At 55.2% G+C, this 13,604-nt stretch carries 12 protein-coding genes; 9 read left to right on the top strand and 3 right to left on the bottom strand.

Going from position 1 to position 13,604, the window contains the following annotated elements:
• Both MKX64_RS03655 and ald read left to right on the top strand, forming a co-directional pair.
• Window positions 1-1,503: an alpha-glucosidase/alpha-galactosidase gene (locus MKX64_RS03655; RefSeq protein ID WP_095267323.1), complete on the top strand. Its 1,503-nt coding sequence runs from the start codon at window positions 1-3 to the stop codon at window positions 1,501-1,503.
• Window positions 1,504-1,708: 205 nt separating this feature from the next.
• Complete coding sequence (gene ald / locus MKX64_RS03650) at window positions 1,709-2,824, top strand: alanine dehydrogenase (protein ID WP_341035344.1); 1,116 nt, start codon at window positions 1,709-1,711, stop codon at window positions 2,822-2,824.
• A 171-nt stretch (window positions 2,825-2,995) separates the two neighbouring features.
• On the opposite strand, the gene MKX64_RS03645 is transcribed toward ald, so the two are convergent.
• Complete coding sequence (locus MKX64_RS03645) at window positions 2,996-3,556, bottom strand: DUF1273 domain-containing protein (protein ID WP_341035343.1); 561 nt, start codon at window positions 3,554-3,556, stop codon at window positions 2,996-2,998.
• Window positions 3,557-3,685: 129 nt separating this feature from the next.
• Here MKX64_RS03645 and MKX64_RS03640 point away from each other — a divergent pair, with 129 nt between their 5' ends.
• From MKX64_RS03640 to MKX64_RS03630, 3 genes are all read left to right on the top strand, one after another.
• Entirely contained in the window at window positions 3,686-4,567 is an 882-nt protein-coding gene (locus tag MKX64_RS03640; RefSeq protein ID WP_341035342.1) for a DUF6612 family protein, read from the top strand.
• Window positions 4,568-4,814: 247 nt separating this feature from the next.
• Window positions 4,815-5,615 (top strand): nucleotidyltransferase domain-containing protein, encoded by an 801-nt coding sequence (locus tag MKX64_RS03635; RefSeq protein ID WP_341035341.1) that lies wholly within the window; start codon window positions 4,815-4,817, stop codon window positions 5,613-5,615.
• A complete protein-coding gene (locus MKX64_RS03630; protein WP_095267328.1) occupies window positions 5,612-6,148 on the top strand; it encodes a mismatch-specific DNA-glycosylase in 537 nt (178 codons plus the stop codon). The genes MKX64_RS03635 and MKX64_RS03630 overlap by 4 nt, the downstream gene beginning before the upstream one ends.
• Window positions 6,149-6,253: 105 nt before the next feature.
• Here the strand turns inward: MKX64_RS03630 and MKX64_RS03625 are convergent, their stop codons facing one another.
• Both MKX64_RS03625 and MKX64_RS03620 read right to left on the bottom strand, forming a co-directional pair.
• Entirely contained in the window at window positions 6,254-7,108 is an 855-nt protein-coding gene (locus tag MKX64_RS03625) for a 1,4-dihydroxy-6-naphthoate synthase (protein ID WP_155618655.1), read from the bottom strand.
• Window positions 7,105-7,827: a futalosine hydrolase gene (locus tag MKX64_RS03620; protein ID WP_341035340.1), complete on the bottom strand. Its 723-nt coding sequence runs from the start codon at window positions 7,825-7,827 to the stop codon at window positions 7,105-7,107. Before MKX64_RS03620 ends, MKX64_RS03625 begins: the two co-directional genes overlap by 4 nt.
• A 266-nt stretch (window positions 7,828-8,093) precedes the next feature.
• Between MKX64_RS03620 and MKX64_RS03615 the strand changes: the two genes are divergently transcribed.
• The 4 genes from MKX64_RS03615 to MKX64_RS03600 all read left to right on the top strand — a co-directional run bounded on the left by MKX64_RS03615 (window position 8,094) and on the right by MKX64_RS03600 (window position 13,135).
• Window positions 8,094-8,669, top strand: a complete 576-nt coding sequence (locus MKX64_RS03615) for a TetR/AcrR family transcriptional regulator (protein WP_095267331.1) — start codon at window positions 8,094-8,096, stop codon at window positions 8,667-8,669.
• 327 nt (window positions 8,670-8,996) lie between these two features.
• Complete coding sequence (locus tag MKX64_RS03610; RefSeq protein ID WP_330164030.1) at window positions 8,997-10,004, top strand: substrate-binding domain-containing protein; 1,008 nt, start codon at window positions 8,997-8,999, stop codon at window positions 10,002-10,004.
• Window positions 9,985-11,916: a cache domain-containing sensor histidine kinase gene (locus tag MKX64_RS03605; protein ID WP_155618653.1), complete on the top strand. Its 1,932-nt coding sequence runs from the start codon at window positions 9,985-9,987 to the stop codon at window positions 11,914-11,916. Before MKX64_RS03610 ends, MKX64_RS03605 begins: the two co-directional genes overlap by 20 nt.
• Before the next feature lie 4 nt (window positions 11,917-11,920).
• The gene (locus MKX64_RS03600; RefSeq protein ID WP_095267334.1) at window positions 11,921-13,135 is read left to right on the top strand and encodes a response regulator; all 1,215 of its coding nucleotides are present in this window, start codon (window positions 11,921-11,923) and stop codon (window positions 13,133-13,135) included.
• The last annotated feature ends 469 nt before the right edge of the window (window positions 13,136-13,604 follow it).

Raw genomic sequence — 13,604 nt, 5'->3', positions numbered from 1 at the left:
ATGTCATTCAAGATTGCTTTTATCGGTGCGGGCAGCATCGGATTTACGAGGGGACTGCTGCGGGACTTGCTGACGGTGCCGGACTTTCATCAGATCGAAATCGCGTTTACGGACATCAGCCAGCATAATCTGGATATGGTTACCGAGCTGTGTCAACGGGACATTCGTGAGAATGGGCTGAAGATTGCGATCCAGTCTACGACCGACCGGCGGGAGGCGCTGAAGGATGCAAAATATGTAATCTGTACGATTCGCGTAGGCGGGCTTGAAGCCTTTGCCTCGGATGTCGACATTCCGCTTAAGTATGGTGTTGATCAATGTGTCGGGGACACGCTGTGTGCGGGCGGGATCATGTACGGTCAGCGAGGCATTGCCGAGATGCTGTCCATCTGTCAGGATATACGCGAAGTATGCGCACCGGATGTTCTGCTGCTGAATTACGCCAATCCGATGGCGATGCTGACCTGGGCCTGCAATCAGTATGGCGGTGTTCGAACGGTTGGACTCTGTCACGGGGTGCAGCACGGGCATCATCAGATAGCAAGCGTCTATGGGCTGGCAAAAGAGGAGGTTGATATCGTCTGCGCAGGCATCAATCACCAGACCTGGTACATCCAAATTTCCCATAAGGGAGAGGACTTGACCCAGGGCCTGCTCGAAGCTTTCGAGCGTCATCCCGAATACAGCCGCACCGAGCGGGTGCGGATCGACATGCTGCGGCGTTTCGGATATTACAGCACGGAGTCCAATGGCCATCTGAGCGAATACGTGCCATGGTACCGCAAACGTCCGGAGGAGATTCCGAACTGGATTGATCTTGGAAGCTGGATCAACGGGGAGACGGGAGGTTACCTGCGTGTCTGCACGGAAGGGCGGAACTGGTTCGAGACGGACTTCCCGAACTGGATGAAGGACCCGGCGATGCCATTTAAGCCGGAGAATCGGGGAGAGGAGCATGGATCATATATCATTGAAGCTTTGGAGACCGGGCGGGTATACCGCGGTCACTTCAATGTCGTGAATCGCGGCATCATATCCAATCTGCCGGACGATGCGGTGATCGAAGCGCCAGGCTATGTGGATCGCAATGGCATCTCCATGCCGCATGTCGGCCCGCTGCCGCTTGGTCCGGCTGCGGTGTGCAGTGCCAGCATTTCCGTGCAGCGGCTTGCGGTGGAGGCCGCCGTTCACGGGGATGACAAGCTGCTTAGGCAGGCGTTCATGATGGATCCGCTCGTGGGCGCGGTCTGCAATCCGCCGGAAATATGGCAGATGGTGGATGAGATGCTGGTCGCCCATGAGCCGTGGCTGCCTCAGTATAAAGCCGCGATTGCCGAGGCCAAGCAGCGGTTAGCATCAGGTCGGCAGGTTCCAACCCGCAATTACGAGGGAGCGGCCAGGCTCAAGGTGAAGACGGTGGAGGAAATGAAGCTGGACCGGGAGGCCGCGAACAAGAACGCTGGCGAGTCGGATAAAGGAAAGGATCGCGAGAAGGCGCTATGATCGCTGTTGATCATCGCTTCTGAGCTGTGATGCCTGGACGCCCCTAATATGATTTAGGGGCGTTTTCCTGCTGCAGACGCTCGTATATTTTCATAGGATATAGTACACTGCAATTATCGGCATCATGCTAGACCCTATAGATCGAACTACAGTTTCATTGGGCCATTGTGCAAGAATCAAGAATGCATGCGGGAGGTCACAGTTTATGAGGGTAGGGGTACCTAAAGAGATTAAGAACAATGAGAATCGGGTCGGGATGACCCCCGGAACGGTGCTCAGCTTCAAGCATGCCGGCCATGAGGTGCTGGTGCAATCCGGCGCAGGTGCTGGTGTTGGATTTACAGATGAAGATTATGAGGCTGCCGGCGCACGGATAGTGCCCACAGCTGCCGAAGCGTGGCAAGCGGAGATGGTGGTGAAGGTCAAGGAGCCGCTTCCGGAGGAATATGCTTACTTTCAGGAAGGGCAAATTCTGTATACCTATCTCCACCTGGCCCCTGAGGCAGAGTTGACCAGGGCGCTGGTTGAACGCAAGGTGAGTGCGGTAGCCTATGAGACAATTCAGCTTCCGGACGGAAGCTTGCCGCTACTGACACCGATGAGTGAAGTGGCAGGCAGAATGTCGATTCAGATCGGCGCGCATTTTCTGGAGAAGGCCCACGGCGGCAAAGGGGTGCTGCTGAGCGGCGTGCCCGGGGTTGCGCCCGGAAAGGTTGCGGTGATCGGCGGCGGCATCGTCGGTACCAATGCAGCGAAGATCGCTCTTGGCATGGGGGCGGAGGTCAGCATTCTCGACATTAATCCGAATCGGCTGCGTCAGCTGGACGATCTGTTCCAAGGCCGTGTCAAAACGATCATCTCCGATTCCTATCATATCGCTGAAACGGTCAAGTCCGCCGATCTCGTCATCGGGGCGGTTCTGATTCCGGGTGCCCGCGCGCCAAGGCTCGTTACAGAAGAGATGGTCAAGGCGATGAGTCCCGGCTCCGTGATTGTCGATGTGGCTATCGACCAGGGCGGTTCGATCGAGACGATCGACCGGATTACAACCCATGATCATCCTACCTACGAGAAGCACGGCGTCATTCACTATGCCGTTGCGAACATGCCTGGCGCCGTAGCCCGTACCTCGACGCTCGCATTGACGAATGTGACGGCTCCTTACGGGCTGAAGATTGCCAGCCAGGGGCTGCGTCAAGCCGCGCTTGCGGATCCGGCACTGGCCAAGGGGATCAATGTCATGGACGGCAAGGTCAGCTATAAAGCGGTCGCAGAAGCGCACGGCTATGCCTATACAGATATCCATGAGCTTCTGGCATAATCGCGCCAGATTCTAATAGCGAGAGCCATACTCCAATTTCGATGGAAGCCTCACATGGGGGAGGACGTTCAAGCATGTACGGAGAGCATCCTTTCAGACCGAGCGATTGGAGAGATGGCTCTTTGTTGTTTACACGTTTCTATAGCGGATCATAGCCGGGGATGGACCTTGTCATTCCTCAAACATCGAGCTGTTCATTTCATCGGCGACGGCCTGGATCTCCTCAGTGCCGATGCTAATGTACCGGTACCCTTCCGTTTCTTGCTTGGCCAGCGCCCGCTCCTTGATGAATTTCGGACTGGCAACACCGGCCTCTTCATCATAGACGAGCAGAATGCCGTCGGTTTTGCGAAGCAGAAGCTCATCCCGGGCGGCAAATTGCCAGCTGCCGGCATAAGGCTGTTTGCTCACGGGAGCATAGTAATCCACACCGCGGAGAATTTGCTCGTAGTATGCTTTTTTCTGATCATTCCATCGTTCTTCCGGGTTTTGATAGGCGGTCAGAATGGAACATCGCAGTTCGGGGTAATGTTGTTTAAGCCGGATCGCAATCTCGATCGCCCACAGGTCAACCCCGTATTGACCGGGAGTGATGATCCACTTCAGACCTTCGTCCAGCAATGGAATGAGCCGGTTCTCCATCGCTTGCAGAATGTAAGGTATGCCTTTATGTTTCTGGTCATATATGCCAAGCTCATGCGCACGGTAACCAGTGACGAGCAGATTTTCCAATTTGAGTTCACCTCGCATTGATGCTAGAATTAATGTAGCTTCTTTCCACATTTTTTTCAACACGAGATAGATTACATAGGGCAAAGAAGACAAAGCAACAGGACTTATAATGTTTAGGAGGAACTTGTTTTGAAGAAATGGACAGCATTATTACTGGGAGCAATTTTAGCAATCGGTCTGACCGCGTGCGGGGATGCAAAGAAAGACGAACCAACAGCGGCACAAACACCATCATCGGAGGAGCAGTCTACTGAGCCGCAGGAGACGCCGGTCAATGAAGAAGAACCAAAGGAATCGGAGCTTCCAACGGTTGATGAACTGATCGAGAAGGCTGCACAAGCGAGCAAAGAAATGAAAAGTTTTGCGCTTGCAGCAGACATCGAGCAGAATTTTGTGGTTAGCCAAGGGGAAGGTCAAGAAGAACAATCGATTAATATGAAGCTGGACTCCGAGGTGACCATCGAGCCGTTGGAGATGAAGCAGAATATGGTTATGTCCTCTCCAGAAGGCAATATGGAGATGCTGCAATATATTACGGAGAATGGAATCTACTTGCAGATGGATGACGAATGGATGAAGATTCCGGAGGAGTCCGAAGGGGAGATCAGAAGCTCCATTGAAGGCGTTGAACAGAGCGCTGAACAACAGGTTGAGCAATTCAAAATGATTGCACAGGATACTGAGATCACCGAAGAGGGTGACGAGTATGTCCTGACGGCTGATGTGTCCGGCAATAACCTCAAGGATCTTGCCAAGTCTATTATGGATCAGGCAGGAAGCGATCCACAGACTGAAGCTATGATTGAGCAAATGGATATTAAAAGCATCAAAATTGTGTACAGTGTGAACAAGGAATCTTATCTGCCGATGAGATCGGATGTTGACATGGTTCTGACGATGGAGGCCGAGGGTCAATCGGTAGAGCTTGACATGAAGATGAAGAGCACTTATGCCCAGCATAATGCCATCAACAAAATCGAAGTGCCTCAAGAGGCGCTAGATGCGCAATAAGATATAACCACAGTCAGGGAAAGGCTGTCCGTATCTGCAGATATATTCTACAGAACGGGCAGCTTTCTTTGTTCCTGCGGTGTATTAACATGGTTACATGGATCATGGTCAAGTGAATGATAGGCGCCATACCGTGGTATAATGGCATCGATTGATGGGCAGTGGGACGGGCAAGAGTGGGAATCATGCATAAGTTCGGGGTGCTGGACCATTCATTGACGTTGCTGTCTGATTGGAGGTGCGGAGAATGCATTTATGGGATCGCAAGGGGATTGTGCAGAAACTGAAGGAAATCGAGCGGAAAGAAAATATCGTGATTGTGTATGCCTGCGAGCTTGGCAGCCGGGCTGTAGGAACTGCGTCGGCACACAGCGACTATGACGTTCGTTTTCTGTACCTCCGGCCGGTGGAGTGGTATTTATCCGTTATGGAGAAAAAGGACGTACTCGTATATCCGCTGGAAGGGCAGGAGGATATGAGCGGCTGGGATATGATAAAAGCGTTAAGGCTTATGCAAAAATCCAATCCCACACTGCTGGAATGCTTGAATTCGCCGATCCGCTATATCGAGCATGGCGCTATTCTTGAGCAGCTCCGTAGGTTGGCCGGGATGCTGTTCTCTCCGAAGGCCTGTATTCATCACTATGTGAAGATGGCGGCTCGGAATGACCGACAAGCCTGGGAGCAGGACCAGGTTCAGGTCAAACGGTTGATTCAAGTGCTGCGGCCGGTGCTGGCTTGCGGGTGGATCGAGAGATTCAGCGATATGCCGCCGGTTCCGCTCCGAGCGCTGACGGAAACGCTGCTGGGAGGAGAGGATATCGTGCGCGCGGAGGCACTCGAACTGCTGGAGGCCAAAAGAGCGGGGAGTCGGACGCTGCCTGCAGTGCGCATGCAGTCACTTCGTCATTATCTGACCGAGCAGATCGGTCATTATGAACATACAATCCGTGAATATCGAGCTGCCCCAGGCGGGATGGAAAGTGAAGTGGATGCCTTGTTTCGGGCTGCACTGAAGGAGATATGGAGCTTGGAGGGATGGACATGAACGAAATTCCGGATCATTTGGATTATAGGTTGTCCATTTTGTTTATCGGATTTAACCCGAGCTTGCGCTCAGGGGAAGTTGGCCACCATTATGCCAACCCGAGAAACAACTTCTGGAGAATATTGCATCAATCCGGTTTGACCCCGCGCCGATACGCGGCTTCCGAGGATCGGGACTTGCTGAAGCTCGGCTATGGCTTCACGAATATTGTTTCCCGTCCGACAAGGGGAGCGGAGGACATTACCCGGGAGGAGTACAAGGCTGGCCGGGCGCTGCTCAGGGAGAAGCTGCAGAAGTACCAGCCGCAGATAGCCTGCTTTGTCGGAAAAGGAGTTTATACCGAATATAGCGGCAGGCAGCGGGTAGATTGGGGCTTTCAGGCGGAACCGGTGACCGAGGGAATCCGGGAGTTCGTTGCTCCTTCCTCCAGCGGGCTGGTTCGCATGCCGATGGAGGAGATTGTGGGCATATATCGCCAGCTGTCAGAAGCAATCCGCGGAGAGGGTGCAATAGAAGGCGAGGACAGAGGTTGACTGGAGGTAACTGGGATAATGTCCGATTCACCACAGAGAGGATTGCCGCAAGTACCCGGTAAGACATCGGGGGCGGCAATCCTCTTTAGTCGTGGGATGATGCGGTTAAGGCAGACGCAGCAGGGCGGGATCTACCCGCGGAACTAGTCCTTCATCGGCAGCGCGGGTTAGCAGCGCGGTGATGGCACCGTACCCGTCAGCACCGAGATCGGCAGTAAACGAATTGACATACAGGTTGATGTGGGCATCGGCCACGGCCGGGTCCATCTCCTGGGCGTGCTCCAGTACGTATTGCCGTGAGGCTTCAGGATGCTTCCAGGCATATTCGACAGAAGCGCGAGCCCAGGCCGAGATTTGAGCCAGATCCAGCGACCGGCGGGCGACAATGGCGCCGAGCGGAATCGGAAGCCCGGTGTCGGTCTCCCACCAGCTTCCGAGGTCTGTCATCAGCTTCAGACCGTAGGAAGGGTAAGTGAACCGGGCCTCGTGTATGACGAGTCCGGCATCGATCTTGCCGTCCCGGACGGCAGGCATAATCTGGTCAAAGGGCAACACGACAATTTCACCGAGTCCGCCCGGAACGTTCTGCGCAGCCCACAGCCGGAACAGCAGATAGGCGGTGGAGCGTTCGCTCGGAACCGCCACGCGGCGCCCGGACAGGCTGGCAGGGCCAACCGGCGCACTGCCGTCCGTCAGGTGGTCCGCTGTCAGCACGAGCGGCCCGCATCCGCGGCCGAGTGCGCCGCCGCACGGAAGCAGGGCATACTCGTCCAGCACCCAGGGCAAGGCGGCATAGGATATTTTCAATATATCATGCTGCCTGTCTTCGGCAGCCCAGTGGTTGGTTATATCGATGTCCGCATAGGACACGTCCAGCGCAGGCGCGCCGGCAATCAGCCCGTGCACCCAGGCATGGAATACAAAGGTGTCGTTGGGACAAGGGGAAAATGCAATCTTCATGTCAATACCTCCAGTAGATGTGAGCTGGCCGCTTCCAGCGCTTCAAGCGCCTCCTTGATCTTCCACGCCCCCCGGTCGCGAGGACCGACGGCGTTCGAGATGGCCCGGATCTCCAGAACGGGCAGTTCATAAGCTGCCGCCGCCGTCGCTACGCCGAACCCTTCCATTCCTTCAGCAGCAGCGCCGGGAATGCGCCGGGCAAGGAAGGCGGCGGATTCCGCGCTGCCCGTCGTTGTGGACACAGTCAGAATCGGCCCGTGGTATGCCGATAATCCGCCTCGTTCCAGCGCTTGCATCCAGCGCTGTGACAGATCGGCGTCCGGTACGATTCGATCCGTGCCGAAGCCAAGCTCCTGAACGCTAAGGAATCCGTCCGGGGTCTCTGAACCGAGATCGGCGGCCACGATGGCGCTCGCGATGACAAGGGAGCCGATCGCGGCTTGTCCGGCAAATCCGCCGCCGATGCCTGCGCTGATGACGAGGCCATAGCGGTGCCGGGCGAGGGCGCGTGCGGTGTAGGCCGCTGCTGCCGCCGGTCCGACGCCGACGGCAACAACATCAAACCGGCCGTCTTGACCGAGCCCGCGCAGGACCGCTTCCCGCTCGGCATCGACAGCGGTTGCGATCAGCACATGCGGCCGATGCAGCGCGGATTCCGGGGAAGACGAGGCTTCCCCGGAATCATAGGGGGATGAATTTGTATATGCGATATCCGACATGCTATATTTCTCCTTCTGGATGTGCCAAGGCAGTTTAAGTATCGTTTGTGCTGCTCAGGATTTTGTGAGTTTCACTATAAATAACGTTATCGTGTTCCGGGACGGATGTAAAGTTTTAAATGGGTTACAGCCATTTGGAGGTCATTTGCAGAACAGATAGATTCTGCATTCTATTGCATTCTTTTCGTGGCATCCGGCAAATACGTTGGAGTATAATGAACGATAACTTTTACTCACAACATGATGGATGCGGAGGTTCGATAGCTTTGAGGAAGAAGGGTGCCAATGGACAAGAGAGCAGGACACGATTACTCGCAGCTGCCGCCAGCGAATTCGCCCGGTTAGGGTATCACGAGACGAAGGTCAGTGCCATTGTCTCCAAAGCGGGGTTAACACAGCCGTCGTTTTACTTGTATTTTCAAAGCAAGGAGGCCATATTCGCCGAACTGACAGGCATGTTCCGGTCGGGATTGAAAGCGCTCATGGAAGAGTGCGGGCGAGAGGCTGAGCGGGGCTGTGAGTCGGTAACGGTTGCTGTTCGCTCGTTCCTAGCGCGGCTGTTTGCACAGCTGGCTCACCATCCCGATTTGACACGGATCGGTTTTTTCCTTAGCGAGGAAGCAGCGGATATGAAGGAGGAGCTGGCTGCGGTAATTGCGCGCTGTCTGCTGTCCAGGCATCATGGGCTTGATGGGGAGTCCCGATTCGATGTGGCGGTCGCGGCCGATTGCCTTGTAGGGGCGGTGGAGAGACTGACCTTGCAGCAGCTGCTCCCAGGCAAGCGTTCGGCAGAGGAACTGGCTGGGGAGGTCGCCCAATTTTATAGCGTCGGGCTCGAGTGATCGGGCTTGCACCCGGGATGAAATCGTCCGATAATGAAACCGTTGATGAGCAAGACGTTTACATACATAGCATACCTGGACATGTTCCCCTGAACGGATCGTTTATAGCAGATATGTAACAGTGAAGATGCTCGTAATGACCGAGGACTGCAGCAGCCAAAAGTGAAGGCCGCCGCAGTCTTTTTTCATAGGGCAGCTTGCCGTGAATGCCGCTAAGCTGAAGTCTTGGCAGTGGCATGCGTTTGAAATTTTCCCGGTTCTTGCAGTATATTACTTTTGTAACCGATTGCATGAGAGCATGGGAGAAATGGATCGGAGGTTGCACCGGTGAAAAAGCTGATGGTGGTTTACGGCTTGCTGATTGTATCGTTTCTGGTGTATGTGGTGATGTACCGGATGGATGAGGGACGCTCCGCGGCCTGGGAGGATGGAGGACTGCGGGGAAGCATTGGCGAGAATTACGTCATGGTCACGTTCCAGTCAGGGATGGAATATTGGAAGAATATATTAAAAGGCTTTGAGGACGGAGGCGACGCGCTTGGCGTGTCGGTCGAATACCGAGGCGCTACGCAGTATGACGTGAAGGAGCAGATCATGGTGCTGGAGCAGGTCATTGCGAAGAAGCCGGCCGGCATCGCCCTGTCAGCGATTGATTCCAGCGCATTGACCGCGACGATCAACAAGGCGGTGGATGCAGGCATCCCGGTGGTGCTGTTTGATGCGGATGCGCAAGGAAGCAAGGCATACTCATTTCTGGCCACCAACAATTACAACGCAGGGGCTGCCGCAGCCGACAAGATGGCCCAGCTTCTGGGCCGAGAGGGCGAGGTGGGCATCATTACGCAGTCCGGACAGCAGAATCACGCGGATCGCACCAGCGGCTTCAAGGAAGCGATTGCCCATCGATATCCGGCCATGAAGGTGGTTGCGGTGAAGGAAGGCAAGGGTGACGCGATTATATGGCGGGATGCGGTGCTGGAGATGATGGAGGAGCATCCGGATTTGCGAGGCGTCTTTGCCACCGAAGCAAGCGGCGGGGCAGGCGCGGCTGATGCGGTCATTGCGGCAGGCAGGAAGGGGGAGCTGCGAATTATCGGATTTGATACGAACAAAGAGACGCTTGACCGAATATCGGACGGGACGGTGTCGGCCACGATTGCCCAGGGTACATGGAATATGGGCTATTGGTCGCTTCAGTATCTGTTTCACCTTCATCATGGCTTGACCGTTCCGGCTCCGACGCTGGGCAATGATGTGGCTCCGCTTCCGCCGCGCGTAGATACCGGGATCACGATTGTGACCCGTGAGAATGTGGATGATTTTTATGCCAAATAATTACGAATTCAAACCGGGCAGCTGGCGGAGACGTTTTAAACGGTGGACAGGATTCGGCGATTGGCCGCTGCAATACAAGCTTATTGTTTTATTCTTAATGATTGGCATCCTTCCTTCCATTGCGCTTGGCGTGCTGGTGAATTGGACGGTCAACCGCATCGTTGACGAACAGATGACAGCCAATACGCTTCAGCTGATCGGGAAAGTGAATCAAACGCTCGACAACAACATGGAGAATCTGCAGAGCATTACGTATCTGATCGGATTTGACCCTGCGGTCAAGCGTTTCTTAAGCGGGGAGATGTCCGGGGACGGCACCGAGAGCGGCGAGGGGAATGGCGAAGCTCCGCATGCGCTGCTGAGCGAAGAGAAGAGTGAGCGGTATGAGATCCGTCAGCTGCTCCAAGGATTCACCACGCTGTATCCGGAGATTGCGGCGATCCTGGTCGTGAATCATGAGGGGGACTACATCAGCAACGAGATGTATGCCCGAAGCGACGGGAATTTGACGGAGGAAAGCTGGTATGTGGAAGCGGCACAGCGCGAGGGGATCTTCACTGTGCTGGGCCATCCGGTGCAGCGCAATGTGACCACGCATGTGTTCTATTCCAACGATGAACTGATCTCGGTTGTGCGCTCTTTCGTGGATCCGGATACGCGGGAGGTGACTGGCGCTGTTCTGATTGATCTGAAGCTGCGAGCGGTAGCGGGTGCCGTGCGCGGGGTTACGCTTGGAAAAGACGGCTATCTGATGGTCACCGCGAGGGATGGGAAGCCGATCTACACTCCGGATCATTCCCCGATTGCGGGAATCCCGCCCGCCTGGTTTCCGGAAGAGGAGAGCGGCACGTTCGTGCGTGAAGTCGGCGGTCAGATGCTGCAGTTCATGTACGTGACGTCCTCCTTCACAGGCTGGAGCACGCTCGGGGTATTCGGGGCGAGCGAGGCGGTGCATGAGGTCCGGAAAATTCAATTTTATTTGGTATGCTTCCTGTTTGTCGTCTGTCTCTTCGGCTTAACGGCATCGTACACGCTGTCACAATCGATCTCGAGGCCAATTCGCCAGCTGATGTCGTTCATGCAGAAAGCGGAGTCCGGGGATTTGACGATCCGTTACTGGGGCGGAGGGCAGGATGAGGTAGGCATGCTCGGGCGCAGCTTCAACCGCATGTTGCTGCAAATTCGCAAGCTGATGAAGCTGAGCGAGCTGAGGGAGCGGCAGAAGCGGGAGGCGGAGCTGCGAAGCCTGCAGGCGCATATCAAGCCTCATTTTCTGTATAACACGCTGGATACGATTCACTGGATGGCGCTGAAAAAAGGGGCGGATGATGTGTCCGGCATGGTGGAGTCGCTGTCGCATCTGTTCCGGATCGGGCTGAGCAAGGGAAGCGATATCATCCCTATTCAGGACGAATGGACGCATATTACAAGCTATCTGCAAATCCAGAAGACCCGATACCGCGACCGGCTGCATTACGAGCTGCATCTGGCTCCGGAAGCGGAGGGCCTGTATGTGCTGAAGCTGCTGCTGCAGCCGATTGTGGAGAACGCCATCTATCATGGCATCAAAGCCCGGCGAGGCCCGGGCAGCATCGTCATTTCGGCCGAAGTGGAGGAGGGAATGCTGCTGCTGACGGTGACGGACAACGGTGCGGGCATGTCGCCGGAGCGGCTGGCGGAGCTGCGCCGCCTGCTGGAAGACCCGCTGTCGGCGATGCAGGAGCCAGCCGGCGGGGAGGAGCGGTCCAGCCGCAGCTATGGTCTGCTGAATGTGCAGGCCCGGATTAGACTGACCTTCCACGAGGCATATGGCATTCATATTGAAAGCGCTGAGGGTACAGGGACCCGCGTCATCATTCGCCATCCGTTGCTGCATACCGTCCCTAAAGCCTCAAACGAGCAAGGAGAGTGAGAAGATGAGAAGGCAGTACCGGGTATTGATTGCCGATGATGAACCGATCATTCGCGAAGGGATTCGGGATGCGGTGCGTTGGGAAGAGCTGGGCATGGAAGTTGCCTGTGAAGCGGAGGACGGGGAAGAGGCGCTGGAGCTGGCGCTGCAGGAAAATATCGACATTGCTTTGGTGGATATGAATATGCCGTTTATGGACGGCATTGCCCTGATGAAACGGCTGAAAGAGGAGCGCCCGTCATGCCGGTTTGTGATCGTCACCGGGCATGATGAATTTGCTTACGCCCAGGAGGCGATCCGGCTGGGCGTGAAGGAGTATATTTTAAAGCCGGTGAACGCCGAGCATCTGAATCAGGTGCTGCGAAGTGTGAAGCAGGAGCTGGACGAGCTGCATGTGCGCGATCTGTATTTCCAGAAAGCGTCGGAGCAGATCGAGAAGAATATTCCGCTGCTGCGCGAGCGCTTCTGTCTGGAATGGATTCATGGCTTGATCAGTCATAACGAGGCGCTGGAGCAGCTGGAGTTTCTGGGGCTGCCCCCGAGGCTGCCGCTGCAGATTGGCATCGTCCGCTGGCCGGAAACGGCCTCGAATCAGCCGCTGATGAAGGAGGGCGAACGGCAGCTGTACCTGTTTGCGATTGAGAACATCATCGCTGAGCTGATCCACGATGTGCCGCATATGCTGTTTCGCGAGCAGACCGGGCTGATCGGCATCTGCTTATGGGAAGAGCTTCCGGTTGAAGCGGCCGTGGACATGGAGAAGGCGGTGTTGAAGTATATCAAACGGACCGTCAATGTGCATCTGGAGCCGGTCGAGTCAGAGCTGGGCGGCGTCAGCGAGGCGTATGATGCTTGCCGGGAGGCGGTGTTCCGGGAATCGCAGCTGTCGCCGATCGTGCGCAGAGCAAGGCAGCTTATCCACGAGGTATACGCACAGCATGACTTGACGCTGGAAGCTTTTGCAGCGGGGCTGCAGGTGTCGCCCGTCTATTTAAGCCGCATGCTGAAAAAAGAGCTGGGCACGTCCTTTGTCGGCTTCCTGACCCAGACCCGGATCCGGAAGGCGATCGAGCTGCTCACTTCCACCGATCACACGATTCATGAAATCGCCGAGCAGGTCGGCTATGACAGCCAGCATTATTTCAGCACTGCCTTCAAAAAGGTGATGGGCGTATCGCCCAACCGTTACCGGAAGGGAGCGGCTTATGCCGAGGAATAACCGAAGCGTTATGGGATGAGATGTATGCGTTTGAAGACAGCCGATCGTGAGATCGGCTGTTTATTATGACATGGTCGCCTGTATATATTCTCGGGCGGCATTGTTCTCCGCTTCGAGGCGGTATGAATAAGGAGAGGGGGATTGTATGATGTGCCGTACAAATTCCCCTTTTATTCGATGGAATGGGCCGTTATGTACGATGGATCGTACATCATCGAAGGTTTGGATGTGTTCGTGAGGATATTTGTATGATGAATCATACAAATGGGCTGCCCTCCCTGGGTGTCGCCTCTGATTTGTACGACAAATCGTACATAGTACAAAGCACAAAGTACAAAGCATAAAGCGCAAAGACAAAGTACATAGCCACCGATATGGCGAAGCACTCTACGCCCCGATCATTTCTGCCTGAGCAGGAGTGAACGGGGCGTGCTGCTTGTAGATGAGGATTTTTTTACCACAAAGGTAT

The sequence above is a fragment of the Paenibacillus sp. FSL M8-0334 genome, assembly GCF_038000405.1.
GTDB lineage: Bacteria > Bacillota > Bacilli > Paenibacillales > Paenibacillaceae > Paenibacillus_AQ > Paenibacillus_AQ campinasensis.
This window is presented reverse-complemented; position numbering and strand designations above follow the sequence as displayed.

Bases quoted from the DNA above. Each gene is read 5' to 3' on its own strand.
- MKX64_RS03635 (WP_341035341.1), top strand. From the start codon at position 4,815: ATGCATTTATGGGATCGCAAGGGGATTGTGCAGAAACTGAAGGAAATC.
- MKX64_RS03655 (WP_095267323.1), top strand. From the start codon at position 1: ATGTCATTCAAGATTGCTTTTATCGGTGCGGGCAGCATCGGATTTACG.
- MKX64_RS03620 (WP_341035340.1), bottom strand. From the start codon at position 7,827: ATGTCGGATATCGCATATACAAATTCATCCCCCTATGATTCCGGGGAA.
- MKX64_RS03605 (WP_155618653.1), top strand. From the start codon at position 9,985: ATGATTTTTATGCCAAATAATTACGAATTCAAACCGGGCAGCTGGCGG.
- MKX64_RS03600 (WP_095267334.1), top strand. From the start codon at position 11,921: ATGAGAAGGCAGTACCGGGTATTGATTGCCGATGATGAACCGATCATT.
- MKX64_RS03625 (WP_155618655.1), bottom strand. From the start codon at position 7,108: ATGAAGATTGCATTTTCCCCTTGTCCCAACGACACCTTTGTATTCCAT.
- ald (WP_341035344.1), top strand. From the start codon at position 1,709: ATGAGGGTAGGGGTACCTAAAGAGATTAAGAACAATGAGAATCGGGTC.
- MKX64_RS03630 (WP_095267328.1), top strand. From the start codon at position 5,612: ATGAACGAAATTCCGGATCATTTGGATTATAGGTTGTCCATTTTGTTT.